This window comes from Pseudomonas frederiksbergensis (genome assembly GCF_900105495.1).
In the GTDB taxonomy this organism is placed as follows: domain Bacteria; phylum Pseudomonadota; class Gammaproteobacteria; order Pseudomonadales; family Pseudomonadaceae; genus Aquipseudomonas; species Aquipseudomonas frederiksbergensis.
The window spans coordinates 2,005,463-2,032,124 of record NZ_FNTF01000002.1 but is presented as its reverse complement, the minus strand read 5'-3'; the positions used below and the strand labels follow the sequence as shown (position 1 = coordinate 2,032,124).

The window sequence follows — 26,662 nt, the reverse complement described above, 5'->3', positions numbered from 1 at the left end:
GCTTAGCTGTCCTTCTTATCGTCAACGATGCGGTATTCGGCACTGCGCGCGTGAGCGGTCAACGACTCGCCACGGGCCAGCACGGAAGCGGTTTTGCCCAGTTCCGACGCACCCTGCTCGGAGCAGAAGATGATCGACGAACGCTTCTGGAAGTCGTAGACACCCAGCGGCGAGGAGAAACGCGCGGTGCCGGAGGTCGGCAGCACGTGGTTCGGGCCGGCGCAGTAGTCGCCCAAGGCCTCGGAGGTGTGACGACCCATGAAGATCGCACCCGCGTGGCGAATCTTCGGCAGCCAGGCCTGCGGATCAGCAACGGACAACTCAAGGTGTTCCGGTGCGATGCGGTTGGCCACTTCCATGGCCTGGTCCATGTCGCGGACCTTGATCAGCGCACCACGGCCATTGATCGACGTTTCGATGATCTCGGCGCGTTCCATGGTCGGCAGCAGTTTGGCGATGCTGGCGGCGACCTTGTCGAGGAACTCGGCGTCCGGGCTGACCAGGATCGCCTGGGCGTCTTCGTCGTGCTCGGCCTGGGAGAACAGGTCCATGGCGATCCAGTCCGGATCCGTCTGACCGTCGCAGACCACGAGGATTTCGGAGGGGCCGGCGATCATGTCGATGCCGACCTGACCGAACACGTGGCGCTTGGCGGTGGCAACATAGATGTTGCCCGGACCGACCACCTTGTCGACCTTCGGCACGCTTTCGGTGCCGTAAGCCAGCGCCGCGACCGCTTGGGCGCCGCCGATGGTGAACACCCGGTCGACGCCGGCGATGCAAGCGGCGGCCAGCACCAGCTCGTTGATTTCGCCACGCGGCGTCGGCACCACCATGACCACTTCGGTCACGCCGGCCACCTTGGCCGGAATCGCGTTCATCAGTACCGAGGACGGGTACGACGCCTTGCCGCCGGGTACGTACAGACCGGCGCGATCCAGCGGCGTGACCTTCTGGCCGAGCACGGTGCCGTCGGCTTCGGTGTAGGTCCAGGAATCCTGCTTCTGTTTCTCGTGGTAGCTGCGTACTCGGGACGCGGCTTTTTCCAGCGCTTCACGCTGCGGCACGGTGATTCGGGTCAGGGCCAGTTCCAGGCGCTCACGAGGCAGGATCAGGTCCGCCATGGACGCGACCTGCAGGCCGTCGAACTTCTGGGTGAACTCCACCAGCGCCGCATCGCCACGCTCACGCACGGCCTTGATGATGTCCAGCACCCGCTGATTGACCGAGTCGTCGGACACACTTTCCCAGCTCAGCAGATGATCCAGATGATGTGCGAAATCCGGGTCAGCAGCGTTGAGTCGGCGAATTGCAGTCGGTGCGGTCATAGCGAGAGCCTCATAGGAATGGCAAAAAACTCAGGTACCCGAAGCTACCATCGATCCGCTTGGGCACCTGAGAATTCTGGCTATGAGGCGGATAGACGGGCGCGACTTAACGTCGCGCAGGTAAATCAGCCGCGGTGTCGAGACTCCACTGCCTTGCGCAGGGTGTCGATCAACGCCTGGATACGGGCATGCTGCATTTTCATCGAAGCTTTGTTCACGATCAGCCGGGAGCTGATGTCGGCAATGAAATCCTGGGGTTCCAGGCCATTGGCGCGCAGGGTGTTGCCGGTGTCGACCACGTCGATGATCTTGTCTGCCAGACCGATCAGCGGCGCCAGTTCCATCGAGCCATAGAGCTTGATGATGTCGACCTGACGGCCCTGTTCGGCGTAGTAGCGCTTGGCAACGTTGACGAATTTGGTCGCCACACGCAGGCGGCCCTTGGGCTCGACATCACCGACACGGCCGGCGGTCATCAGCTTGCAGAGGGCAATTCGCAGGTCCAACGGCTCGTACAAACCCTGGCCGCCATATTCCATCAGCACATCTTTACCGGCGACGCCCAGGTCAGCGGCACCATGTTCGACGTAAGTCGGTACATCGGTGGCGCGCACGATCAGCAGACGTACATCGGCCTGGGTCGTGGGGATAATCAGCTTGCGGCTCTTGTCCGGATTCTCGGTCGGCACGATGCCCGCTTCAGCCAGAAGCGGCAGGGTGTCGTCAAGGATGCGGCCCTTGGACAGTGCGATGGTCAACATGGGAAACGTCAGTCCTTATCAAGGTACTCATGCCCGGTCGCAAATGGCGCCGGACACACATCGAGCCGGAAACGGCTCGACTTGAAACGAATTCAACGGGCGCGTCCCTGCGCCCATGCAGCAGAAACTAGCCCGGTACGCGGCGGATCTTGGCGCCGAGCATCTGCAGTTTCTCTTCGATGCACTCGTAACCACGGTCGATGTGGTAGATGCGGTCGATCAAGGTGTCACCTTCAGCGATCAATGCCGAGATCACCAGGCTGGCCGAAGCACGCAGGTCGGTGGCCATCACTGGCGCGCCCTTGAGCTTTTCGATGCCGGTAACGATGGCGGTGTTGCCTTCGACCTGGATGTGAGCGCCCATGCGGTGCAGTTCGTAAACGTGCATGAAGCGGTTTTCGAAGATCGTCTCGATCACAGCGCCAGTGCCTTCGGCAATGGCGTTGAGGGAGATGAACTGCGCCTGCATGTCGGTCGGGAACGCCGGGTATGGAGCGGTACGCACGTTAACGGCTTTTGGCCGCTTGCCGTGCATGTTCAGCTCGATCCAGTCTTCGCCGCAGGTGATTTCGGCACCCGATTCCTTGAGTTTCTCAAGAACGGCTTCGAGGATGGTCGGATCGGTGTCCTTGACCTTCACACGGCCGCCGGTCACAGCAGCTGCGACCAGGTAGGTGCCGGTCTCGATACGGTCAGGCATCACCTTGTAAGTGGTCGGGTGCAGACGCTCGACGCCATCGATGGTGATGGTGTCGGTGCCGGCGCCAGTGATCTTGGCGCCCATGGCGATCAGGAAGTTCGCCAGGTCGATGACTTCAGGCTCGCGAGCGGCGTTTGCCAGAACGCTGCGGCCCTTGGCCAGAGCGGCTGCCATCATGATGTTTTCGGTACCGGTCACACTGACGGTGTCGAAGAAGAAGTGCGCACCGCGCAGGCCACCTTCAGGTGCCTTGGCCTTGATGTAGCCGCCTTCGACGTCGATGACCGCGCCCATGGCTTCGAGGCCACGAATGTGCAGGTCAACCGGACGCGAACCAATGGCGCAACCGCCAGGCAGTGCGACTTCGGCTTCACCGAAACGTGCAACCATCGGCCCCAGCACCAGGATCGACGCACGCATGGTTTTCACCAGTTCGTACGGAGCGATCAGGGTCTTGATGGTGCGCGGGTCGATTTCGACGCTGAGTTTCTCGTCGATCACCGGCTCGATGCCCATACGACCGAACAGCTCGATCATGGTGGTGATGTCGTGCAGGTGCGGCAGGTTGGCAACGGTCACCGGGCCATCGCACAGCAAGGTTGCAGCCAGGATCGGCAGGGCAGAGTTCTTTGCCCCGGAGATGCGGATTTCGCCATCAAGACGAACGCCACCGGTAATTATCAATTTATCCATAAGAATCTCGACGCCCTTGGGCTCAGGTGCGCTCGGCCCAGGCCGCGCTGCTGAAAAATTTCATAGTGACCGCATGGATGCTGCCATCGGTGATCCACGGGTTCAAATGGGCATAGATCTGCTGCTGACGCTTCACCGGGCTCAACGCCGCCAGTTCATCGCTAATCACGTTCAGCTGAAAGTTGCAGCCTTCGCCCTCGACTTCTACTAGGGTTCCTGGCAGCTTTCCTTCAAGGAAGCTCTTCACTTCTACGGCCTGCATGCTCAACCTCAATCGGCGCCCTGTGCGCGCGGGTCGGACATCATACAAAAAAGCCCCGCGCCTGCGAACCCCGCGAAGCAGGACTCTGACGGGGGGCTTCTTTATAGATGCGGTTAGGGATGCGCCAACAACTCGGTCAGTTCACTGACCTGAGCGATTTCACGCATGTCTTCTGGCATCCCGCGGATGCTCAGCGCCTTGCCGGCCGCCTCTGCATCACGCATGAAGCACAGCAGCAGCGACAAGCCGACACTGCTGGACTTCAACACTGCCGAACAATCGACTACCAGCGCAGCGGCCTTGCTGGATTTGATCAGCGCCTGCCCCTGTTTACGCAAACCGGGGCCAGTGCGGTAATCCAGCATGCCGCTGAGCATCAGCTCGCCGGATTCGCTCATGCGAATCGCCGACACACTCATTGAGCTTGCGTCTCGGGTGCTTGCTTCTGGCTGGCTTCCTTGGCCTTGGCGACTTCCCCGGCCCAACCATTGATGGTCTTGTCCAGGTCGTTGCCATTGCGCTGCATCGCATCAGCGAACTGATCGCGGAACAGCTTGCCGATGTTGATGCCGTTGATGATCACGTTGCGCAACTTCCACTCGCCGTTGATCTTTTCGAGTGTGTAGGACACAGGATAAATCGCGCCGTTGGTGCCCTTGACCGTCATGGCAACACTTGTACGGTTTCCCGACTCATCCTTGGCAGGGTCGACGACGATCCCCTGATTGTTGTACTCAAGCAAAGCGTTGCCATAGAACTGGAACAGACCCTTTTTGAAGTTTTCTTCAAAGGTCTTCATTTGCGCAGGCGTGGCTTTGCGCGAATATTTGACCGTCATGATGCTCTTGGAAATGCCCTCGGCATCCACAACAGGTCCGACGATGGTGTTCAGCGCCGCATAGAAGTCTTGCGGGTCTTGCTTGTACTTCTCTTTATTGGCCGACAGATCGGCAAGTAGCCGATTGGTGGTGTCCTGCACGATATCGTGCGCTGAGGGCGCTGCCACGGCGTTAGCCATCAACGGCAGGGCCGCGAGTAATACCAACAGGCCACGTCGCAAGGTAGAGATCATTCAAAGGCTCCTCATTTGGCGTCTTTACTAACGGTATTGAGCAGAAATTTACCGATCAGGTCTTCGAGTACCAGCGACGACTGTGTGTCGTGGATGGTTGAGCCATCCTTGAGCAAGCCTTCTTCGCCGCCCACGCTGAGACCAATGTACTTCTCGCCCAACAGGCCAGCGGTCAGGATAGATGCAGTGGAATCAGTCGGCAGGTTATCTACGCGTTTTTCCAGCTGCATGGTCACTCGGCCGGTGAAACTGTCGCGGTCCAGATCGATCGCCGTGACCTTGCCGATGGTCACACCGGCCATGGTCACTTTAGCTCTGACAGTCAAACCGGCGATATTGTCGAAATACGCATAAAGTTTATAAGTGTCGGTGGTTGCGCTCGGGGACAGGCCACTTACCCGCAACGCCAGCAACAGCAAAGCCAGGATGCCAGCCAGCAAGAAAAGGCCGACACCGATTTCCAGGGTGCGGTTTTGCATCAGAAATCTCCAAACATCAAGGCGGTCAGAATAAAGTCCAGGCCGAGTACAGCCAAAGAGGCATACACCACGGTCTTGGTAGTGGCACGACTGATCCCCTCGGAAGTGGGCTCGCAGTCATAGCCTTGGAATACGGCAATCCAGGTCACGACAAAGGCGAAAACGATGCTTTTGATGATGCCGTTGAGCACATCGTCAGCAAAGGTCACGCTGTTCTGCATGTTGGACCAGTAGGAACCTTCATAGACCCCCAGCCAGTCGACGGCCACCCACGAACCACCCCAGATGCCCACCACGCTGAAGATCATCGCCAGCACCGGCAGGGAAATGAAGCCGGCCCACAGGCGCGGGGCAATGATGTACTTGAGCGGGTCGACACCAATCATTTCCAGACTGGACAACTGCTCGGTGGACTTCATGTTGCCGATTTCAGCAGTCAAAGCCGAACCGGCGCGCCCGGCGAACAGCAATGCCGTGACCACAGGCCCCAGTTCGCGCAACAGCGTCAGCGCAACCATCTGGCCGACCGCCTGCTCCGAACCGTAGCTGGACAGAATATTGAAGCCTTGCAGCGCCAGCACCATGCCGATGAATACCCCGGAGACCACAATGATCACCAGGGACATCACGCCCACCGAATGCAGTTGCTTGATCAGCAAGCCAAAACCGCCGCCAATGCCGCCACGGCCAAGCAAGGCATGAAACAGGAATATCGCCGAACGGCCGAACACTCCCAGCACGTCAATGCCAGAGTGGCCGAACCTGCGAACCCGTTCTATCAGTGAAATCTTGCGCATCAACGCTTCCCCAGAAGATCTGCGCGGTAATCCGTCGCTGGAAAGTGATAGGCGACGGGACCGTCAGGCTCGCCTGTCATGAATTGACGGATGCGTGGCTCCTGCGAGTTCATCAGTTCCTCGGGAGTGCCCTGCCCCAATACCTGGCCTTCGCCGACGACATAGATGTAATCGGCGATGCTCGCAGTCTCGGCCAAGTCGTGGGAGACCACGATACTGGTGATGCCCAGCGCATCGTTGAGCAGGCGGATCAGGCGCACCAGCACACCCATGGCGATGGGGTCCTGGCCGACAAAGGGCTCGTCATACATGAGGATTTGCGGATCGAGGGCAATCGCCCGGGCCAGAGCGACACGACGTTTCATGCCGCCGGACAACTCGTCAGGCATCAGGTCGATGGCGCCACGCAAGCCCACTGCCTGCAATTTGAGCAGGACGATGTCCCGGATCATTTCTTCCGGCAGCTCGGTATGAACGCGTAGCGGAAAGGCAACGTTCTCGAACACATCGAGATCGGTGAACAGCGCACCACTCTGAAACAGCACGCCCATGTGCTTTCGCGCATCGAACAGGTCACTGCGCGACAGTTTCGGCAGGTTCTGTCCATTGACCCAGACTTCGCCTTTGGTGGGCCGCAACTGTGCGCCCATCAGCCGCAGCAGCGTAGTCTTGCCACACCCGGAAGGGCCCATGATGCCGGTGACCTTGCCGCGCGGGATACGTATATCGACGTTATTGAAAATGCTGCGCGTTCCGCGCTTGAAGGTCAGTCCCTTCAGCTCGACCGCGTAGGCTTTATCGGCACTCATCTAAACTCCTTGCGATGCAGCCTCTCACTCGGACGCCTGGCTTTCTGGCGAAAGCACATACCTCCCGGGCAGGCCGAACTGGCGGCGAACTATATCACTGCAAAGGCCAAGCGCCCAAGGCCCAAGCCAGGCCATGTTGAGCAACATGAAGGGGTAAAAGCTTCTATTTGGGCGTATTCGGTAACAGGGAATGACAAAGCGCGACGAACTTGCGTGAGGGTTTCGATCATTACCGTTATAATCGCCGCCTTTTCATCAGGCTATACGATTTCTGACATGAGCCAATCCAGCGACCTGATTCAATCAGCACAACGCACCGTCCGCCTCGAACTGGAAGCCGTACAAGGCTTGCTGCCCCGTATCGACGCAGATTTCGTACGCGCTTGCGAGATGATTCTGGCCAGCAAAGGGCGCGTGGTCGTGGTCGGCATGGGCAAATCGGGGCACATCGGCAACAAGATCGCCGCCACCCTGGCCAGCACCGGCACTACGGCCTTTTTCGTGCACCCGGCCGAAGCCAGCCACGGCGACATGGGCATGATCACCCGCGACGACATCATCCTGGCGCTGTCGAACTCCGGCTCTACCAATGAAATCGTCACCCTGCTGCCGCTGATCAAACGCCTGGGCATTCAATTGATCAGCATGACCGGCAATCCTGACTCACCGCTGGCGAAGGCTGCCGAGGTCAACCTCAACGTGCATGTCGAGCATGAAGCCTGTCCGCTCAACCTGGCACCGACCTCGTCGACCACCGCCGCGCTGGTCATGGGCGACGCCCTGGCCGTTGCGCTGCTGGAAGCCCGCGGTTTTACCGCCGAAGATTTCGCCTTTTCCCACCCTGGCGGCGCGCTTGGCCGACGCCTGCTGCTGAAAGTGGAAACCGTCATGCACGCCGGCGCAGAACTGCCCCAGGTGCAACGTGGCACGCTACTCAAGGACGCCTTGATGGAAATGACCCGCAAGGGCCTGGGCATGACCGCGATCGTGGAGGCCGACGGCAAACTGGCCGGGATCTTCACCGACGGCGACTTGCGCCGCACCCTTGACCGGACCATCGACATCCACCATACGACCATCGACGAGGTCATGACCGTCCACGGCAAGACCGCCCGGGCCGACATGCTCGCAGCCGAGGCTCTGAAAATCATGGAAGACCATCGAATCAACGCGCTGGTGGTGGTGGACAAGGAGGACCGACCGATCGGCGCCTTCAACCTGTCCGATCTGCTGCGCGCAGGAGTAATGTGATGAGCACCGACCTGCTGCAACGCGGCAAGAACATCAAACTGGCAGTTTTTGACGTCGATGGCGTACTGACCGACGGACGCCTGTACTTCCTCGAAGACGGCAGCGAATTCAAGACGTTCAACACCCTCGACGGCCAAGGCATCAAGATGTTGATGGCAGCTGGCGTGCAGACCGCTATCATCAGCGGCCGCAAGACCCCGGTGGTCGAGCGACGCGCGAAGAACCTCGGCATTCCACATCTGTACCAGGGGCGCGAAGACAAACTGGTGGTGCTGGACGAGCTTCTTGCCCAACTCAACCTAAGCTATGAGCAAGTCGCCTATCTCGGTGACGACCTGCCGGACCTGCCGGTGATTCGCCGCGTCGGCCTGGGCATGGCGGTGGCAAGCGCTGCCAGTTTCGTCCGTGAACATGCCCACGGCATCACCCAGGCCCGCGGCGGCGAGGGTGCCGCTCGCGAATTCTGCGAATTGATCCTGCGCGCGCAGGGCCGCCTCGATGCGGCAAACGCCGCGTACCTGTGAGCCAACTATGCTGAGCAAAAAGATTCGCAAATTCCTGGTGTTCGGTTGCATCGCAGCGATATTCGCCGCGGTCGGCTACTGGAACATCAGTCCGGAACGCTTCCTCGACAAGCCGGTGGCAAAGATCGATGAAACGGCGATCGACTATTACGCGATCAACGCCCACAGCGTGCAATATCTGCCGGACGGCAAACTGCAATACGAAATGACGTCCGACAAGGTTGAACACCTGAAAGCCACCGAAGTGACGCTGTTGACCAACCCCGACCTGAACATGTTCCGCGGCACCGAGTTCCCATGGCACGTCCAGAGCGAGCACGGCGAAGTGAACCCCGACGGCACCCAGGTCGAACTGATTGACTCGGTGCGCATCACGCGCTTCGACGAGAAAAACCGCAAGACCCTGATTACCACCACCCGCATGACAGTGTTCCCGCAGCAGCAATATGCGCAGACCGAGCAACCCGTTAGAATCGACGGCGCTGGTGGTGTGTCGACTGGCAAGGGAATGAAAGCGTATTTGAAAGAAAGCAGGATACACCTGCTATCGAACGTAAGAGGACAGTATGAGGCTCGTTAAAACCCTCCCTATTTTGCTCGGTCTGAGCGCAGCACTGGGAAGCGTGAGCGCCTGGGCTCTGCCGAACGATCAAGAGCAGCCTATCCGCATCCAGGCCGACGATGCCCAACTGGACGACAAGAATGGTGTTGCCACCTATAAAGGTGACGTGATCATTACCCAGGGCTCGATGATCGTTAAAGGCAATACTGTGACCATCACCCGCACGCCGGCCGGCGACATCGACGTGGTGACATCGGTGGGCAATCTGGCCTACTTCGAGCAGATGCAGACGGCTGGCGACACCAAGCCGGTTCAGGGCTACGGAGTGACCATCCAGTACCACGCCTCGCAAAACCGCGTCGTACTGATCGATCGCGCCAAAGTCATCGACAAGGACAACAACGTCACCCAAGGCGAGAAAATCGTCTACGACACGGTGAAAAAGCTTGCCAGCGCCGGTCGTGCGACGGGCAACAAGGTTACCGAGTCGCGTCCGCGCATCGACATGGTGATCCAGCCGAAGAAGAAAACCGACGAGCAAAAGGCCCAGTAATGGCAACTCTGAAAGCTCAGCATCTGGCCAAGAGCTACAAGAGCCGCCAGGTCGTGCGTGACGTCAGCCTGTCGATCGACAGCGGTCAGATCGTCGGCCTGCTGGGTCCCAACGGCGCCGGCAAGACCACCTGCTTTTACATGATTGTCGGCCTGGTACAGGCCGATCAGGGCCGCGTACTGATTGACGACCTGGATGTCAGTCACCAGCCTATGCACGGTCGTGCGAAGGCCGGCATCGGCTATCTTCCGCAAGAAGCATCGATCTTCCGCAAACTCTCGGTAGCCGACAACATCATGGCGATCCTCGAGACCCGCAAGGAACTCGACAAGGCCGGTCGTCGCCAGGAGCTGGAAAGCCTGCTGCAGGAATTCCACATCAGCCACATCCGCGACAACCTCGGGATGAGCCTGTCCGGTGGTGAACGCCGCCGCGTGGAGATCGCCCGGGCACTGGCTACCAACCCGAAATTCATCCTGCTCGACGAACCATTCGCCGGCGTGGACCCGATTTCGGTGGGCGACATCAAGCAGATCATCTATCACCTCAAGGCCAAGGGCATTGGTGTGCTGATCACTGACCACAACGTCCGTGAAACCCTGGATATCTGCGAAACCGCCTACATCGTCAACGATGGCCAGCTGATCGCCGAAGGTGACTCTGCCACCATCCTGGCCAACGACCTGGTCAAGGAAGTGTATCTGGGCCATGAGTTCCGCCTGTAAGCACTCAGGTGTCTGGCTGGTTGCCCGGGCGCTTGTCTCGATAAAAAATCAACATTTTTTTATTGTTACAGCGCTCTAGGCAAACGCTGCAGTTTCGGGCATATAATTTGCTTATGTTTGGCGCTCCGGCGCCCTGTAGTGGATGGCGCATGTGCGCCGGCGAATAAGGTGTTAAGCCCCTGCCATGAAACCATCGCTAGTCTTGAGAATGGGCCAGCAGCTGACGATGACACCGCAGCTGCAACAGGCCATCCGCCTGCTCCAATTGTCGACCCTGGACCTGCAACAGGAAATCCAGGAGGCCCTGGAGTCCAATCCGATGCTCGAACGCCAGGAAGAAGGCGACGACTTCGATAACGCCGACCCCTTGGCCGACAAAGCCGAACAGCTACCCAACGCCGATGTTTCGGAACCCTCCTACCAGGAAACCGCCCCGACGGTTGATAACCTCGATGAAGGTGACTGGAACGAGCGCATCCCCAACGAACTGCCCGTCGATACCGCATGGGAAGACGTCTACCAGACCAGCGCCAGCAGCCTGCCGAGCAACGATGACGACGAGTGGGACTTCACCACCCGGACATCGGCCGGCGAAAGCCTGCAAAGCCACCTGCTGTGGCAACTGAACCTGGCGCCGATGTCCGACACCGATCGCCTGATCGCCGTGACCCTGATCGATTGCATCAACAATCAGGGCTACCTGGACGAGACCCTCGAGGAGATTCTCGAAGCCTTCGACCCGGAACTGGACATCGAACTGGACGAAATCGAAGCCGTCCTGCACCGTATCCAGCAATTCGAACCTGCCGGTATCGGCGCCCGTAACCTGGGCGAATGCCTGCTGCTGCAATTGCGCCAATTGCCCGCCAAGACACCTTGGCTGGTCGAGGCCAAACGCCTGGTCACCGAGTACATCGACCTGCTCGGCAGTCGCGATTACAGCCAGCTGATGCGTCGCATGAAGCTCAAGGAAGACGAACTGCGCCAGGTGATTGAACTGGTGCAGAGCCTCAACCCGCGCCCAGGCTCGCAAATCGAGTCCAGCGAAGCCGAATACGTCGTTCCCGACGTGATCGTACGCAAGGACAACGAGCGCTGGCTGGTGGAGCTGAACCAGGAATCCGTGCCACGACTGCGGGTCAACGCTCAATACGCCGGCTTCGTGCGCCGCGCCGACACCAGCGCCGACAACACCTTCATGCGCAATCAGTTGCAAGAAGCCCGCTGGTTCATCAAGAGCCTGCAAAGCCGCAACGAAACCCTGATGAAAGTGGCCACGCAAATCGTCGAGCATCAGCGCGGTTTTCTTGAATACGGCGACGAAGCCATGAAACCGCTGGTCCTGCATGACATCGCCGAAGCGGTAGGGATGCACGAGTCGACGATTTCACGGGTAACCACGCAAAAGTTCATGCATACCCCTCGGGGCATATATGAACTGAAATACTTTTTTTCCAGCCACGTCAGCACCTCCGAGGGCGGTGAATGCTCGTCCACGGCAATCCGCGCGATCATCAAAAAACTGGTTGCCGCGGAAAATCAGAAAAAGCCGTTGAGTGACAGCAAGATCGCTGGTTTACTGGAGGCACAAGGCATTCAGGTGGCTCGCCGCACCGTCGCCAAGTACCGCGAATCCCTAGGGATCGCGCCTTCGAGCGAACGCAAGCGGTTGATGTAGAGCCACGCCACAGCGTTCCAGTGGCAGGTATTTCTGCCTGCCGCTTTATGCACTGGCAACGAAGGAGAAGCTGTATGCAAGTCAACATCAGTGGACACCAACTGGAAGTGACCGAACCTCTTCGCACCTACATCGGCGAAAAACTCGAACGATTAGAGAGGCATTTCGACAAGATCACCAACGTGCAGGTCACGATGACGGTCGAAAAGCTCAAGCAGAAAATCGAAGCCACGCTGCATATTCCCGGCAATGAAGTGGTCGCAAACGCGGAGCATACCGATATGTACGCGGCGATCGACGCGCTGACCGACAAGCTGGATAAACAACTCAAAAAGCATAAGGAAAAGACCCAAAGCCTCCTCCAGGGCGCGACCGGTCGTTAACACTCCCTACCCATGATCCGACTTGAAAGCATCCTGACCCCCGGCCGTTCCCTCGTGAACGTGCCGGGCGGCAGTAAAAAGAAAGCCCTCGAGCAAATTGCCAACCTTATCCATAAAGAAGTACCGGATCTGGAGATGCAAGATGTCTTCGAGGCTCTGATTGCCCGTGAAAAACTCGGCTCAACCGGCTTTGGCAACGGCATTGCCATTCCCCACTGCCGCCTGAAGGGCTGCACCTCGCCCATCAGCGCCCTGATGCACCTTGATGCACCCATCGATTTCGACGCCATCGACGGCGCACCGGTTGACCTGCTGTTCGTTCTGCTGGTCCCGGAAGCCGCTACCGATGCGCACCTGGAGTTGTTGCGCCAGATCGCCAGCATGCTCGACCGCAAGGAAGTGCGCGAAAAGCTGCGCAGCGCCCCGAGCAATGAAGCCTTGTATCAGGTTGTCCTGGACGAGCAAAACGGTCATTAATCATGCGCTTGATCATCGTCAGTGGCCGCTCCGGCTCAGGTAAAAGTACTGCACTCGATGTTCTCGAGGACAACGGCTTCTACTGCATCGACAACCTGCCCGCCGGCCTGCTGCCGGAGCTGGCCGAACGTGCGCTGATCCATACCGAGCTCGCGCAACCGCTGGTGGCCGTATCGATCGATGCGCGCAACTTGCCGAGTCACTTGTCGCGTTTTCCCGAACTGCTGGAAGAAGTGCGCAGCCGGCATATCCAGTGTGATGTGCTTTATCTGGACGCCGACGAAGAAACCTTGCTCAAGCGTTTCTCGGAAACCCGCCGTCGTCACCCGCTGAGCAATTCCAATCGCTCGCTGGCCGAGGCCATCAACGATGAGACCGCCCTGCTCGGGCCGATTGCCGATCTCGCCGATCTCAAGGTAAACACCACCAACCTGAACCTGTATCAGCTGCGAGATACCATCAAGCTGCGCCTGTTGAACCAGCCGGAATCCGGTACGGCGTTCCTGGTGGAATCTTTCGGCTTCAAGCGTGGAATGCCGGTGGATGCTGATCTGGTGTTCGACGTGCGCTGCCTGCCGAACCCTTACTGGAAGGCAGAGTTGCGCGATCAATCGGGTCTCGACCAACCGGTTGCCGAGTACCTGGCGGCACAGCCGGACGTCGAAGAGATGTTCCAGGACATTTCCTCCTACCTGCTAAAGTGGCTACCCCGCTTTGCTGCCAGCAACCGCGCTTATGTCACCATTGCCATTGGCTGCACCGGCGGCCATCACCGCTCCGTCTACCTGACCGAACGTCTGGGCCAGGCCCTGCAAAAATCCCTGAAGAACGTCCAGGTTCGCCACCGCGACCTCAGCTAAAGGATTCACACCGCGATGCCTGCTCTGGAAATTGAAATCATCAACAAGCTGGGCCTGCATGCCCGCGCTTCTGCGAAATTCGTTGGCGTCGCCGGTGAGTTCAAGAATTGCACGATCAGGGTAGGACGCACGCCGGAATCCACGGTCGACGGAAAAAGCATCATGGCAATGATGATGCTCGCTGCGGGCAAGGGCACCAAAATCCACCTCAGCACCGAAGGTGAGCAGGCTGATGAGGCGCTGCAGGCCCTGGTGGATTTGATCAACGACTACTTCGGCGAAGGCGAGTAACGCTCGCCCTGTAGCAGCAGGCCTCGCCAGTTGCTACAGCCGTTAAGTCAACGCCGTATCCATCACCATCATCAAGCAAAACCCGATCAGCAACCCGAGACTTGCAAGCTTGTCGTGACCATTGCGGCGCGACTCGGGAATGACTTCATGGGTGACCACCAGCAACATTGCCCCGGCCGCCAGCGCCAACCCCAAGGGCAACAACAATTCGGCCAGGCTCACCAGCCAGGCGCACAACAACGCAAAGACCGGCTCGACCAGACCTGACGCAGCTCCGATCAGGAACGCCTTGACCCGCGACATCCCTGCCCCGGCCAGTACCAACGCGATCACCAGACCTTCCGGTACATCCTGCAAGGCGATGCCCATGGCCAGGCTATCGGCATCGGGCATGCCCCCTCCCGCCGACACACCGACCGCCATGCCTTCGGGGATGTTGTGGGCAATGATCGCAAACACAAACAACCAGATTCGCGGCGGGATGACCGGTCGTTCCAGCGTGCCTACGAGCATTTCCGGCGATGCACCCGACACCTTGCGATCCACCAGGAACAATCCAAACGCCCCCAGCATGATGCCGAAACTGATCAGTCCGCTGGCCGCCCAAGGCGTCAGCCCCAAGCTTTCAGCGGCAGTGATCCCCGGAACGATCAACGAAAACGCTGTCGCTGCGAGCATCACCCCGGCCCCAAAGCCGAGCAGCGTATCGCTGAGCACTTGAGGCATCCGTCGAATGACCAGCACGGGCACCGCGCCCAAGGCTGTGCCCAAGGCGCAGATCGCCCCGCCTTGCAACGCGCGCAGCAGTTTCGGCTCAAGGTCCAGCCACGCCAGGCCTTGAGCCACCAACAACGTCATGCCTGCCAGCAGTAACAGCGATCCGAACGCGTAACGAAACATTCGTCCACTACCGATCGCCAGTGTTTCAGTGCTCATAGCCAGCCCTGGATTGCTTTTGCAGAAGTCTTAAACCAGTGCAGCCTGATAGCGCGTAGCGACTTCAGGCCAATTGATCACGTTGTAGAACGCGTTGATGTATTCCGGGCGACGGTTCTGGTATTGCAGGTAATACGCGTGCTCCCAGACATCCAGGCCGAGGATGGGCGTATTGCCGTTCATTAATGGACTGTCCTGATTGCCGCTGCTTTCAACGACCAGCGTCTTTTGCGGCGTCACACTGAGCCACGCCCAGCCGCTGCCGAAACGAGTCAGCGCGGCTTTGGTGAAGGCTTCCTTGAAGCTGCTCAAGCCGCCCAGTTGCTCGTCGATCGCCGCCGCCAGTGAGCCTTCGGGCTCGCCGCCGCCGTTGGGCGCCATTACTTTCCAGAACAGCGAATGGTTCGCGTGCCCGCCGCCCTGATTAATCACCGCCGCGCGCAGCTTCTCCGGCAGCTGCTGGACCGCAGACACCAGTTTCTCCACCGGCCATTCGGCAAACTCGGTGCCTTCAACCGCAGCGTTGAGGTTGTTGATGTAGGTCTGGTGGTGCCTGGTGTAGTGGATTTCCATGGTCTGCGCATCGATGTGCGGTTCCAGGGCATCGTAGGCGTAGGGCAAGGCAGGCAAGGTAAAAGCCATTTCAATGAACTCCGTGATGTAGGGGCACAGGTGAGGCGGCATCGATGTGCAGCAGTCGATGCGTACGCGGGTATTCGCCGTGTTCGCTGATGAAATTCAGCAGCTCGACGTAGGTTTTGCTGCTCTGGCGCAACGCTGCTTCACGCAGGGCGGGCGCCAGTCGTGGGTCCTGCATGGTCTGCAACAATCGCTGATGGATGGCGCACAGGTACTCGGCGCTCTCCTCCGGCTGGTTCAGACGCAAATGCAGGTCTGCCAGGTTGTGGTGGGAAATCACGCAGGCCGCCACCGCTTCGTCGGCATCCGCCCAGCGCTCGAATAACACCTGGGCCAGGGCCAATGCCTGCAAGTAAGCCTCGCGGGCATCGACCAGTTCGCCCAGCATGAAACAACGATTAGCCCTTTCGATCGTGCGTTTCCAGTGCTCCATGGTGAGCCTCCAAAGCGGTAGCGGTGATTACACGCCGCCTGCGGTGAGCTTCTCTGGATTGAGTAACTCTTCCAGTTGGCTGCGCGTCAGGTCGGTGTGTTCCAGAGCGACATCGATCACCGGCCGGCCTTGTTGATAGGCCTTCTTGGCGATCTCCGCGGCTTTTTGGTAACCAATGATCGGGTTGAGTGCGGTGACCAAAATCGGGTTACGCGACAACGCTTCCTTGAGCCTGGCTTCGTTGACCTTGAAGCTGGCGATGGCTTTTTCACCCAGCAAATGGCTGGAGTTGGCCAGCAACTCGATGCTGCTCAGCAGGTTCTGGGCGATGATCGGCAGCATCACGTTCAGCTCGAAATTGCCCGATTGACCGGCGATGGTGATAACCGTGTCGTTACCGATGACCTGTGCGGCGACCATGGCGGTCGCTTCCGGGATCACCGGGTTGACCTTGCCAGGCATGATCGAAGAACCCGGCTGCAAGGCTTCGAGCTCGATTTCACCAAGACCGGCCAACGGGCCGGAGTTCATCCAGCGCAGGTCGTTGGCGATTTTCATCAGCGAAACGGCCGTGGCCTTGAGCTGACCGGAAACACTGACCGCCGTGTCCTGAGAGCCGATCAGCGCAAACAGATCCTCACCCGGTTTGAATTGCACCTGGGTCAGCTTGCTCAGTTGCTCACTGAAACGCGCTGCGAATTGTGGGTGAGCGTTGATCCCTGTGCCCACCGCCGTGCCGCCCTGAGCCAGGGATTGCAGACTCGGCAGCAAATCGTTCAGATGACCGATGTTGGCCTTGAGCTGCTGCGCCCAACCGTTGAGCACCTGGCTCATGCGCACCGGCATGGCGTCCATCAGGTGAGTGCGGCCGGTTTTGACGTGGTGATGAACCTCATCGGCCTTGCGCTCGATCACCTGAACCAGACCCACCAGTGCCGGCAACAATTGCTCATGCAACGCCAACGCAGCACTGACATGGATGGTGGTCGGGATGATGTCGTTGCTGCTTTGGCCGCAATTCACGTGATCGTTGGGGTTCACCGGCTCACCGAGCAGGCGGCTGGCCAGGGTGGCGATCACTTCGTTGGCGTTCATGTTCGAACTGGTGCCGGAACCGGTCTGGAAAATATCCACCGGGAAGTGCTGCATGAAGTCGTCCTGAAGCAGGCCCAGTGCCGCATCGACGATGGCTTTGCCCTGGGACTCGCTGATTTGCTTGAGCTCGACGTTGGCTCGGGCAGCGGCGGCTTTCGCCAGGATCAGCGCACGAATGAACTGCACGGGCATCGGTTTGCCGCTGATGGGGAAGTTATCCACCGCACGCTGGGTCTGCGCGCCATAAAGGGCGTCCACCGGGACCTGGAGCTCGCCCATGCTGTCGCGCTCAATACGAGTCTTGGTCATCTGTAAATCCTTGCACCAGTTCTATGAGAGGAATCGAGGGCTGCAACTCGCAGGTCGCCAGTTGCCAGGTGTAGCTCTGCCAGCGCTTGAGGCGACACTTGCACAATGAGAGGCGTTCCAGATCGCGCAACGGCCGCCAGGCCTGATCCAGGCAGTAGGTTCGCCAGTGCCAGGGCAGCGCGACATCGGCGGCGGTGTCGAGCAACAGACGGAAAGAAGTTTCGGCGATTGTCCAGGGCGAGGTTGCCGTGCAGCAGGCGAGATACCGGCCTTCAGCCAGGTAATGTTCGATCAGGCGAGGTTCATCAGGGTCCATCGCGCAACGGATCTGGCGACTCATCCAGCGCCAGCTTTCGAGGTAAGGCTGCTCGTGCAAGGCAGAACTCATGATCCGGGCTCATTCGGTAATGAGATTTATTATTAGATGATAATGAGAACCAACACAAGAGTAGCAAAACGCTCAGTGCTTATTGTGGGAGCGGGCTTGCTCGCGAAGGCGGTTTACCAGCCAACAAAATTTTGGATGTGAAGTCCCCTTCGCGAGCAAGCCCGCTCCCACAGGGGATCGTGCAGCAACAATAAAAAAAGGCGCGCCACCCAATGGGTGGCACGCCTTTTTGTGTGTCGGTACGGGTTAGCTACCCGCCACCGTCATCCGCTCGATCAGCACCGAACCTGTACGAATGTTGCTGCGCAGTTCCAGGTCATTACCAACCGCAACGATCTGCTTGAACATGTCACGCATGTTGCCGGCGATGGTCACTTCCTGGACCGCAAACTGGATTTCGCCGTTCTCGACCCAGTAACCCGCCGCCCCACGGGAGTAATCGCCAGTGACCATGTTCAGGCCCTGGCCCATCAATTCAGTCACCAGCAGGCCGCGTCCCATGCGGCGCAGCAAGGCTGCCTGGTCTTCGTCGCCATGGGTGACGAACAGGTTGTGCACGCCGCCAGCGTTGGCGGTACTCGGCATTCCAAGCTTACGGCCGGAGTACGTGCCGAGAATGTAGGAAACCAACTCGCCTTTTTCGACGAACGGCTTGGCGTAAGTGGCCAGCCCATCACCATCGAATGCAGAACTGCCCATGGCTCGCATCAGGTGCGGACGCTCATCGATGGTCAGCCATTCCGGGAACAGTTTCTGCCCCAGCGTCCCTTCCAGGAACGAGGATTTGCGATACAGACTGCCGCCGGAAATCGCCGAGAGGAAACTGCCGAACAAGCCACCGGCCAACTCCGCGGAAAACAGCACCGGCACTTCGCAGGTCGGAACCGGACGTGCGCCCAGACGGCTCGCCGCCCGTTGCGCGGCACGCTGGCCGATGCTCTCCGGAGAGGCCAGCAAATTGCCCTGACGGTTCACGTCGTACCAGTAATCGCGCTGCATCTGGCCGTCGGCCTCGGCGATCATTACGCAGCTCAGGCTGTGCCGGGTCGACGCGTAACCGCCAATAAAACCGTGGCTGTTGCCGTAGACACGGCAGCCCTGATGGGTGCTGAGGGTGGTGCCGTCGGCGTTCTTGATCCGGCTGTCCGTGGCGAACGCCGCCGCTTCACAGGCCAGGGCCTGCTCGATGGCTTGCTCCGGGGTGATGTCCCATTGGTGGAACAGGTCGAAATCCTGCAGATCCTTGGCCATCAGGGCGGCGTCTGCCAGGCCCGAAGCTTCGTCTTCCGACGTGTGCTTGGCGATGGCCAGGGCGGCGGCGACGGTTTCGCGAATCGCCTCCGGACCGCTGGCGGACGTGCTGGCCGAACCTTTTCGCTGACCGACATACAAGGTGATGCCAAAGCCCTGATCGCGGTTGAATTCGACGGTTTCGACTTCACGCTGACGCACGGAGGTGGAAAGGCCCTGCTCCAGGGACACCGCCACTTCACAGGCACTGGCGCCCTGGCGCTTGGCTTCAGCGATGATCTGCTCGACTTGTTCTTGCAGTGCCGGCAACGCTTGTGGGCCGACGCTTTCAACTGCACTCATGCTGTTCTCCACTCAAATTCTGCTTTCGGCTAGGGCCTTCGAGCGACCGGGCCGGACAAGCGGCCCCCGACTGGTTATCATGGCGGCGTTTCTTTGCGGACGGCCACCATGGTTGATTCTTACGACGACTCCCTCGATACGGGAGAAAAAAGCAAATCCCAGGTTAAACGCGAGCTTCATGCTCTGGTTGACCTCGGCGAGCGCCTTACAACGCTCAAGCCTGACTTGCTGGCAAAACTGCCGTTGACCGACGCTATGCGCCGGGCACTGGCTGATGCGCCCAAGCACACCGCGAATATCGCGCGTAAACGGCACCTTATGTTCATCGGCAAACTGATGCGCGATCAGGACACTGACGCCATTCTGACGCTGCTCGATCAACTCGATGCCTCCACTCGGCAGTACAACGAACGTTTCCATGGCCTGGAACGCTGGCGCGATCGCTTGATCGCGGGCGACGATGCGGTCCTGGAGAAGTTCGTGGTCGACTTCCCGGAGGCTGATCGTCAACAATTGCGCTCCCTGATCCGTCAGGCCCAGCACGAACTGGCGACCAACAAGCCACCGGCATCGAGCCGTAAAATCTTCAAGTACATCCGTGAGCTGGACGAGACTCAACGCGGTCTGCGTTAAGTCCCTTCTCGGGTGAGCCGCCAAGCGGTTCACCCGAAGCTCCATCCCTCAAGATCCTGTGCCACCCACAGTGATCGCATCGATTTTCAGCGTTGGCTGGCCGACACCCACCGGCACCGACTGCCCATCCTTGCCACACGTCCCTACGCCGCTGTCCAGCGCCAGATCGTTACCGACCATCGACACCTTGCTCATCGCTTCCGGACCGTTACCGATCAATGTCGCGCCCTTGACCGGGGCCGTGATCTTGCCGTCTTCGATTAGGTACGCCTCGCTGGTGGAGAACACGAATTTGCCGCTGGTGATGTCCACCTGCCCGCCGCCGAGGTTGGCGCAGTAGATGCCGCGTTTCACCGAGGCGATGATTTCTGCCGGGTCGCTTTCGCCCGCCAGCATGTAGGTGTTGGTCATGCGCGGCATTGGCAGATGCGCGTAGGATTCGCGACGACCGTTGCCAGTACGGGCCACGCCCATCAGGCGGGCGTTGAGTTTGTCCTGCATATAGCCTTTGAGTACGCCGTTTTCGATCAACGTCGTGCACTCGGTCGGCGTGCCTTCATCATCGACGCTCAGGGAGCCGCGACGACCGGCCAGCGTGCCATCATCGACGATGGTGCAGAGCTTGGACGCAACCATTTCGCCCATGCGCCCGCTGTAGGCCGAACTGCCCTTGCGGTTGAAATCGCCTTCCAGACCATGGCCGACCGCTTCGTGCAGCAGCACGCCGGACCAGCCCGAACCCAATACCACCGGCAACGTGCCGGCCGGCGCAGGGATGGCTTCCAGATTCACCAACGCCTGACGCAGCGCTTCACGGGCATAGCTCATGGCGCGGTCATCGCTGAGGAAATAACGGTAATCGGTACGACCGCCACCGCCATGACCGCCGCGCTCACGGCGACCGTTCTGCTCGACGATCACGCTGACGTTAAAACGTACCAGCGGCCGTACATCGGTAGCCAGGCCGCCGTCGGTCGAGGCCACGAGGATTCGTTCCCAGACGCCGGCCATGCTTACGGTGACTTGCTGGATACGCGGGTCGAGGGCGCGAGTCGCGACGTCGATACGCTTGAGCAGTTCGACCTTCTCGGCACGGCTCATCACTTCCAGTGGATTATCCGGCCCGTACAACTGGGCGACATCCTGAGTGGTGAAGGCTTGCACCGCGCCGTTCTGACCGGCGCGGGAGATCGAACGTGCAGCACGGGCCGCGGCGCCGAGGGCTTCGAGGGTAATGGCATTGCTGTAGGCAAAACCGGTTTTCTCACCCGATTGCGCACGCACACCGACACCTTGGTCGAGATTGAAGCTGCCTTCCTTGACGATCCCGTCTTCCAGCGCCCACGACTCGGAAATCTGCCCCTGGAAATACAGGTCGGCCGCATCGATGCCCGGGCCGGCCAGATCGCCAAGCACACCTTGCAGGCTCTCGATGGTTACGCCGCCGGGCGCCAGGAGGTGTTCACTGACTGAGGACAACAACTCGCTCATATGCTTTACGCCTTAAATTCATCGTTCTGAGGCAGGTCGCCGGGCGCCCTGCGAGAAAAAGCGCCGGTGACTGGACACCGGCATCCGCGCCCTGATGGACGCCTGTTCGCTGCTATCGCGTTCGGCCAGCAGCACGGCCTCGCCTTGATCCTGTTGCGCCAGCACACGTCCCCACGGGTCGATAATCGCGGCATGACCAAAGGTTTCTCGTGGCCCCGGATGCGTCCCACCCTGGGCGGCCGCGAGCACATAACATTGGGTTTCGATGGCCCGCGCGCGAATCAGTATTTCCCAATGCGCTGCGCCGGTCACCGCGGTAAAGGCCGACGGCGCGGTAATCAACTCTGCACCGGCGGCGCGTAATTCGCTGTACAGCTCCGGGAAGCGCAGGTCGTAACACACCGTCAGCCCGACTCGACCGACGGGCGTGTCCGCCACGACTACCCCGCTGCCATAAGCATAGTCATCGGATTCGCGATAACGCCCGCGATTGTCCGCCACATCGACATCGAAAAGGTGCACTTTGTCATACCGTGCAACGGTTTCGCCGTGATCATCCACCAGCAGCGAGCAGGCATGCACTTTGGCCGTCGGTTGATCCACCGGCGGCAACGGCAATGTGCCGGCCACGATCCATAACTTGAGGTCACGGGCGGCCTGTTTCAACCATGGCAGGATCGGGCCTTCGCCCAACGCCTCGGCGCGGCCGATGTCGGCAATGTCGCGACGGCCCATGGCGGCGAAATTTTCCGGAAGCACAGCCAGTTGCGCACCACCGGCTGCCGCTTGCTCGAGCAGCCGACGGGCCTTGGCCAGATTGGCCAGCACATCGCTCTGGCTGACCATTTGAATCACCGCTACAGACATGGCCTTTCCTTCTTGAAATCTGTACACCGCCCTGTAGCAGCTGGCGAAGCCTGCGTTCGGCTGCGCAGCAGTCGTAAATCCGGGATGCACGGTTTATCTGAAAGACCGCGGTGTCTGATTTTACGACTGCTGCGCAGCCGAACGCAGGCTTCGCCAGCTGCTACAGGAGATCTGCGCCGCTCTGTGTGGTCATGCTACTCCATCGGCCCCGTGCATGGCTTTTCAAAAAGACAGTCAAAAAGGCTTGTCGAAGGTGATCTTCGGCTCTTTCCACGGCCCCTTGACCGTGTATTGGACGCTGGCGAAACGCGCCACACGGTCACCGATCAGCTTATCGATCAGGAACAGCGCACCACCAATAGCCGGTGCGCCGACGATCAGGGCGGCAATCGGCAGGTTGTTGGTCACAGGCAACGTCACCAGCAACTTGGCATCGATCTGGTCACCCACCAGGTTCAAAGTGCCGTTGAGTTCAACATTACTCGACGGACCGGTCATCTGGATCGGCTCCTTGGTCACGTAAACGCCGTTGGTCGCGACGAGCAGGCCTTTGACCCGGTCATAACTCAAGCCTTTGCCGAACAGATCGGAGAAGTCCAGTCGCAGCCGACGACCAATGGAGTTGAAGTTCAGCAGGCCAAATACCCGCAAGGCCTGGGCGCTGCCCTCGACTTCAACGAACTGGCCTTTTTTGAGCGATGCATCAAGGGTGCCGGAGAACCGCTTGCTGGCCAGCCAGGCCGGAGAACCCGGCCAGCGACCATCGACATCCATATGAAACTCTTCACTGGTGACACTTGGCGCATAACCCCAGCCCTTCAACACATCGGCGAGATTCTTGCCGCTGATCCGGCCCTTGTACCAACTGATGCTGGAACCGGGCACACCTTCCCAACCGCCGCTGCCCTGCAGGAGAATGCCCTTGAGGCCCAGATCCAGCGTGTTAAGCGCAATGCCCTTGGCGGTCGGACGGACTTTCAGATACCACGCTCCGACGAGGTCCTTGCCCTGGAACAGCTGATTGATGGTGATATCCAGTGCCGGGATCTTCGTCGGATCCACCGAGGCCAGTGGATCCGGCGAGTTTTCGTCAGCCAGGACCGTGGGGTCTGGTGCCGGCAAACGCACGTATTGCAGATTGATCGCAATGGGCGCGCCTTTCGCGTCGGGGATGCCGGCACTGCCCTTGACCTGCTGACTGTCGAGTTGCAAAGCCCACGCGGCAGGTTTGCGGTTCAACTGCACCGACGCCTGATCGAGCGTGGTGCCGACACCGCTGAGTTTGCCGACCTTGAAGTCCGCGCTGCTCAGCAACTGCTTGGCGTTGCCGCCCGGATCCTGGCCGGCGTATTTGTCGACCAGGTCCTTCCAGGGGCGGACATCCAGTTCCGACAGCACACCGCGCACTCGCAAGCCTTTAGCGCCAGGTAGCACGGCATTGCCGCCCCCCAGGAACAACTCGCCGCGCCCATCGGCAAAATTGCCGGGCGGTGCCGCAAACGTAAAGTTAGCCAGCTCACCGTAGTTGACCCAGTAGCGCCGCTCCGCCCCCTGCAGGGTCATGCGGAACGTGGTGTCGCGGCCGACATCGGCCGTCATGCCGAAAGGCGCCGGCAAATCGACTGCTACGCCCTTCAGGTTGGAGCTGACCATCAATTGACTGTCGGCCCCGTCAAGGTTCAGTTGCAGCTGATAAGGAATCACACCGGACACTGGCAACGGCTGAGTAACACTCAGCCACTCAGTCAGTTTCTTGACCTCGACCTGCCCCGAGCCGACGACGCGAGTCTTAAGGTTGCCGGGGCTGCCCTCGGCGAAAATCTGTGCGCTAACCGGTTTATCAAAGGCTCGCGCGGTGATGTTTTGCCCGCTCAAACCCTTGGTGCTGTCGAAACGGAAATCGCCCTTGAGCTGAGTCAGCTCCAGGGTTGGCTCAGCCAGTTTCAGGCGAGCCTTGGCGGTCTTGAAGTCGACGAGGATCTTTGGCTGTTCGCCTTTGACCAATGGAATGTCCAGTTTCAGTTTGCCTCGCAGATCGCCCTCGCCTTCCCAGCCGGCAAAGGTGGCGGCGGTGCCGATCGGCGCTTCCTGGAGAATCTTCAGGCCATCGCCCAACCCGCCGGCAAATCCGCCATCGAGGAAAAGATGGACGCTTTGCCCCGCTGGCGCACGGGGAATATTGACGTAAATGTCATTGACCTGGGTATTGAGCAGTTGGCCCTTGCTGGCCAGGATCCGCACACCGCTGTCTTCAACAAATACGTCACCCGTGACATTACTGACATGTGGCCAGCCTGGCTGGAAGGCCAGTTCGGCATCGTGAACCTTGAAGAACAGGCTGATGCTGCGGGCTGTGTCGGCGGCCCCATGGTTCAGCGAACCCTGGTACTGGAAGAAGCCTTCGTCCACCGCACCTTTGAGAATCGCCGTACGCAGCCATTCGTCCAGCCCGGGGCTGAGCATCGTCGGCAAGTACTTGGCGGTGTAACGACCGTCGCCGTCCACCAGACCGACCCGTAGGTCCATGTAGTCTTCCTGGGTGTGGTCGAAATGCAGGCGGATCAGGAAGTCGCCAGCAATCTTGCCCTCCTCGCCCAGCACCTTCAGATACGGCGCGATCAAGGTGAAAGCTTGTTTGTCGAGTTTCCAGGTCAGACGGGCATTGGCCTGAATGTACTGCCATGGTTTGGCAAAAATCGGGTCCAGGTGCAGGGAAAAGTCCTTGCTGTCCATACGCAGTTCACCACTGCCCAGATCACCGCTGATGCTGCCACTGACATTTCGCGCCGCCGGAGCGCCGTGGTAGGCATCGAAGCCGACCCGATCCAGGTTGGCGGCAAAGCTGAATTTGCTGTCGTCGGTGGCATTGGGTCGGAAGTCGATCAGCACATTACGCAGGCCACCGGTCACTTTGAGTCGCTCGACGGCCGTAGCAACGCCTTCGGGCAGCGGTCCCAAGGCATTCAATATCGGGGTGATCGGGGTGAGGTCGAGGCGGTCGGCTTGCAGGTGCCAAAGCTCTTCAGACTTTTCTGTGGCCTTGGTCTGTTTGAGTTGCAGATGCGATTCCCAACGGGTCTCGCCAAGGTTCATGGCCAGCGAATCCAGGGTGATCAGTGCGCCTTCGGAACTGCGCTGGAAATAGCCGTTGAGCGCCAGGTTGTTGATCTGGATCGGCTTGCGTTCGGCGTACGCGCCCTTGAGTTGCGGCGCGTTCAAGCGAATCGCCGCACTCTGCAGGGCGCCCTTGTTCCAGTTCACCCAAAGCTCGCCGCCGGCCTTGAACTCGGAAAAATTCCATTGTTGGGTCAGGCGCTCAGGCAACCATTTCGACCAGTCGCTTTGCGGCAGGCTCAAATAAGCTTCAGCCTCGCCGTCTTTCCATTCGCTGGCGCGCAGACGGGTACGCAGGCTGATGGCCACCGGTTGCCCGTCAGGCAGGGTCAAACGGGCGTCGAGTCGCTGGCGGGAGACGCCGGTTTTCAGACTCAGTCCGACGTAAGTCAGGGTCAGCGGTTGCTCTTGCAGTGGCTGCAAAGTGACTTGGCTATCGAGTACCGACAGTTGCTGAACCATCTGCATGCGATTGAGCAATTGCTCAGGATCCAGCGGCTGATCCTGCTGCACCGGTAAACCTTCCAGCGCCCAATGGCCGTCCTCGCCTTCCTTGAGGCTGATCTTCAGGCCGCTGAGTTCCAGATGAGCGACGCGCACTTCACGAGCCATCAGACTGGCCCACAGATCCGGCACCACGCGCACCTGATCCAGACGCAGGGCATTGGCGCCCTCACCGACCATCACGTCGTGAGCCAGCATGATCGGAGCAAAACCGCTCCAGCTACCTTCCAGCTCGCCGATGTTCAGCGGCATGCCCAAGGCCGCGCTGGCTTTGGCTTCTACTTCGGCACGGTACTCGGCCACCAGCGGGGTCAGCTCTCGGCCGAGGCTGACGTATAACGCCAACGACACCAACACCAACGCACACAGCCCCAGCCCCCAGCGGGTCAGTGCGGCTAAAATGCGTGTCAGACGCTCCATGTCAGTTGGCTCCCATGGCAAAAAAACTGCAAAAA

The 26,662-nt window shown here is 59.6% G+C and carries 29 protein-coding genes; 11 read left to right on the top strand and 18 right to left on the bottom strand.

The window, feature by feature from the left end:
* Positions 1–2 precede the first annotated feature (2 nt).
* From hisD to BLW70_RS09585, 9 genes are all read right to left on the bottom strand, one after another.
* Positions 3–1,328: a histidinol dehydrogenase gene (hisD, locus tag BLW70_RS09625; RefSeq protein WP_074873798.1), complete on the bottom strand. Its 1,326-nt coding sequence runs from the start codon at positions 1,326–1,328 to the stop codon at positions 3–5.
* Positions 1,329–1,453: 125 nt separating this feature from the next.
* The gene (hisG, locus tag BLW70_RS09620; protein ID WP_007901570.1) at positions 1,454–2,089 is read right to left on the bottom strand and encodes an ATP phosphoribosyltransferase; all 636 of its coding nucleotides are present in this window, start codon (positions 2,087–2,089) and stop codon (positions 1,454–1,456) included.
* Positions 2,090–2,216: 127 nt separating this feature from the next.
* Positions 2,217–3,482, bottom strand: a complete 1,266-nt coding sequence (murA, locus tag BLW70_RS09615; protein WP_046052892.1) for a UDP-N-acetylglucosamine 1-carboxyvinyltransferase — start codon at positions 3,480–3,482, stop codon at positions 2,217–2,219.
* 22 nt (positions 3,483–3,504) lie between these two features.
* Complete coding sequence (locus tag BLW70_RS09610) at positions 3,505–3,744, bottom strand: BolA family protein (protein ID WP_007912386.1); 240 nt, start codon at positions 3,742–3,744, stop codon at positions 3,505–3,507.
* Between the two features lie 113 nt (positions 3,745–3,857).
* A complete protein-coding gene (locus tag BLW70_RS09605) occupies positions 3,858–4,163 on the bottom strand; it encodes an STAS domain-containing protein (RefSeq protein WP_074873797.1) in 306 nt (101 codons plus the stop codon).
* Positions 4,160–4,816, bottom strand: coding sequence for an MlaC/ttg2D family ABC transporter substrate-binding protein (locus BLW70_RS09600; RefSeq protein ID WP_074873796.1), 657 nt, complete (start codon positions 4,814–4,816; stop codon positions 4,160–4,162). Before BLW70_RS09600 ends, BLW70_RS09605 begins: the two co-directional genes overlap by 4 nt.
* 11 nt (positions 4,817–4,827) lie before the next feature.
* The gene (gene mlaD / locus BLW70_RS09595) at positions 4,828–5,295 is read right to left on the bottom strand and encodes an outer membrane lipid asymmetry maintenance protein MlaD (RefSeq protein ID WP_008150743.1); all 468 of its coding nucleotides are present in this window, start codon (positions 5,293–5,295) and stop codon (positions 4,828–4,830) included.
* Positions 5,295–6,092: a lipid asymmetry maintenance ABC transporter permease subunit MlaE gene (gene mlaE / locus BLW70_RS09590; protein ID WP_008150745.1), complete on the bottom strand. Its 798-nt coding sequence runs from the start codon at positions 6,090–6,092 to the stop codon at positions 5,295–5,297. The genes mlaD and mlaE overlap by 1 nt, the downstream gene beginning before the upstream one ends.
* Positions 6,092–6,901: an ATP-binding cassette domain-containing protein gene (locus tag BLW70_RS09585; RefSeq protein ID WP_046045860.1), complete on the bottom strand. Its 810-nt coding sequence runs from the start codon at positions 6,899–6,901 to the stop codon at positions 6,092–6,094. The genes mlaE and BLW70_RS09585 overlap by 1 nt, the downstream gene beginning before the upstream one ends.
* Before the next feature lie 276 nt (positions 6,902–7,177).
* Here BLW70_RS09585 and BLW70_RS09580 point away from each other — a divergent pair, with 276 nt between their 5' ends.
* From BLW70_RS09580 to BLW70_RS09535, 10 genes are all read left to right on the top strand, one after another.
* Positions 7,178–8,152: a KpsF/GutQ family sugar-phosphate isomerase gene (locus tag BLW70_RS09580; protein WP_074873795.1), complete on the top strand. Its 975-nt coding sequence runs from the start codon at positions 7,178–7,180 to the stop codon at positions 8,150–8,152.
* Positions 8,152–8,676 (top strand): KdsC family phosphatase, encoded by a 525-nt coding sequence (locus BLW70_RS09575; protein ID WP_074873794.1) that lies wholly within the window; start codon positions 8,152–8,154, stop codon positions 8,674–8,676. The genes BLW70_RS09580 and BLW70_RS09575 overlap by 1 nt, the downstream gene beginning before the upstream one ends.
* Before the next feature lie 7 nt (positions 8,677–8,683).
* On the top strand, positions 8,684–9,256 hold the full coding sequence (gene lptC, locus BLW70_RS09570; RefSeq protein WP_046052887.1) for an LPS export ABC transporter periplasmic protein LptC: 573 nt from the start codon (positions 8,684–8,686) through the stop codon (positions 9,254–9,256).
* The gene (gene lptA, locus BLW70_RS09565) at positions 9,243–9,791 is read left to right on the top strand and encodes a lipopolysaccharide transport periplasmic protein LptA (protein WP_046052886.1); all 549 of its coding nucleotides are present in this window, start codon (positions 9,243–9,245) and stop codon (positions 9,789–9,791) included. The genes lptC and lptA overlap by 14 nt, the downstream gene beginning before the upstream one ends.
* Entirely contained in the window at positions 9,791–10,516 is a 726-nt protein-coding gene (lptB, locus tag BLW70_RS09560; protein ID WP_008150757.1) for an LPS export ABC transporter ATP-binding protein, read from the top strand. The genes lptA and lptB overlap by 1 nt, the downstream gene beginning before the upstream one ends.
* A 184-nt stretch (positions 10,517–10,700) precedes the next feature.
* The gene (locus BLW70_RS09555; protein WP_074873793.1) at positions 10,701–12,194 is read left to right on the top strand and encodes an RNA polymerase factor sigma-54; all 1,494 of its coding nucleotides are present in this window, start codon (positions 10,701–10,703) and stop codon (positions 12,192–12,194) included.
* A 74-nt stretch (positions 12,195–12,268) separates the two neighbouring features.
* Complete coding sequence (gene hpf, locus BLW70_RS09550; protein WP_007941242.1) at positions 12,269–12,577, top strand: ribosome hibernation-promoting factor, HPF/YfiA family; 309 nt, start codon at positions 12,269–12,271, stop codon at positions 12,575–12,577.
* 12 nt (positions 12,578–12,589) lie between these two features.
* Positions 12,590–13,054: a PTS IIA-like nitrogen regulatory protein PtsN gene (gene ptsN, locus BLW70_RS09545; protein ID WP_056742951.1), complete on the top strand. Its 465-nt coding sequence runs from the start codon at positions 12,590–12,592 to the stop codon at positions 13,052–13,054.
* A gap of 2 nt (positions 13,055–13,056) precedes the next feature.
* Complete coding sequence (gene rapZ, locus BLW70_RS09540) at positions 13,057–13,914, top strand: RNase adapter RapZ (protein WP_074873792.1); 858 nt, start codon at positions 13,057–13,059, stop codon at positions 13,912–13,914.
* 15 nt (positions 13,915–13,929) lie between these two features.
* Complete coding sequence (locus BLW70_RS09535) at positions 13,930–14,205, top strand: HPr family phosphocarrier protein (protein WP_074873791.1); 276 nt, start codon at positions 13,930–13,932, stop codon at positions 14,203–14,205.
* 42 nt (positions 14,206–14,247) lie between these two features.
* On the opposite strand, the gene BLW70_RS09530 is transcribed toward BLW70_RS09535, so the two are convergent.
* From BLW70_RS09530 to pmbA, 6 genes are all read right to left on the bottom strand, one after another.
* On the bottom strand, positions 14,248–15,141 hold the full coding sequence (locus BLW70_RS09530; protein WP_074873790.1) for a ZIP family metal transporter: 894 nt from the start codon (positions 15,139–15,141) through the stop codon (positions 14,248–14,250).
* 30 nt (positions 15,142–15,171) lie between these two features.
* Positions 15,172–15,783, bottom strand: a complete 612-nt coding sequence (locus BLW70_RS09525; protein ID WP_074873789.1) for a superoxide dismutase — start codon at positions 15,781–15,783, stop codon at positions 15,172–15,174.
* A 1-nt stretch (position 15,784) separates the two neighbouring features.
* The gene (locus BLW70_RS09520) at positions 15,785–16,213 is read right to left on the bottom strand and encodes a hypothetical protein (protein WP_074873788.1); all 429 of its coding nucleotides are present in this window, start codon (positions 16,211–16,213) and stop codon (positions 15,785–15,787) included.
* Between the two features lie 27 nt (positions 16,214–16,240).
* On the bottom strand, positions 16,241–17,617 hold the full coding sequence (locus tag BLW70_RS09515) for a class II fumarate hydratase (protein WP_074873787.1): 1,377 nt from the start codon (positions 17,615–17,617) through the stop codon (positions 16,241–16,243).
* On the bottom strand, positions 17,598–18,005 hold the full coding sequence (locus BLW70_RS09510) for a FagA protein (RefSeq protein ID WP_074873786.1): 408 nt from the start codon (positions 18,003–18,005) through the stop codon (positions 17,598–17,600). Before BLW70_RS09510 ends, BLW70_RS09515 begins: the two co-directional genes overlap by 20 nt.
* Before the next feature lie 246 nt (positions 18,006–18,251).
* Positions 18,252–19,598, bottom strand: a complete 1,347-nt coding sequence (gene pmbA, locus BLW70_RS09505) for a metalloprotease PmbA (RefSeq protein ID WP_046045848.1) — start codon at positions 19,596–19,598, stop codon at positions 18,252–18,254.
* Between the two features lie 108 nt (positions 19,599–19,706).
* Here pmbA and yjgA point away from each other — a divergent pair, with 108 nt between their 5' ends.
* Positions 19,707–20,231 carry a ribosome biogenesis factor YjgA gene (gene yjgA / locus BLW70_RS09500; RefSeq protein ID WP_074873785.1) on the top strand — a complete coding sequence of 175 codons (525 nt, stop codon included), beginning with the start codon at positions 19,707–19,709 and terminating at the stop codon, positions 20,229–20,231.
* Positions 20,232–20,279: 48 nt separating this feature from the next.
* Here yjgA and tldD read toward each other — a convergent pair whose 3' ends face one another.
* The 3 genes from tldD to BLW70_RS09485 form a co-directional block, all read right to left on the bottom strand.
* Entirely contained in the window at positions 20,280–21,722 is a 1,443-nt protein-coding gene (tldD, locus tag BLW70_RS09495) for a metalloprotease TldD (RefSeq protein ID WP_074873783.1), read from the bottom strand.
* A gap of 18 nt (positions 21,723–21,740) precedes the next feature.
* Positions 21,741–22,589, bottom strand: a complete 849-nt coding sequence (locus tag BLW70_RS09490; RefSeq protein ID WP_074873781.1) for a carbon-nitrogen hydrolase family protein — start codon at positions 22,587–22,589, stop codon at positions 21,741–21,743.
* Between the two features lie 234 nt (positions 22,590–22,823).
* Entirely contained in the window at positions 22,824–26,627 is a 3,804-nt protein-coding gene (locus tag BLW70_RS09485) for a YhdP family protein (RefSeq protein WP_074873779.1), read from the bottom strand.
* Positions 26,628–26,662 lie beyond the last annotated feature (35 nt).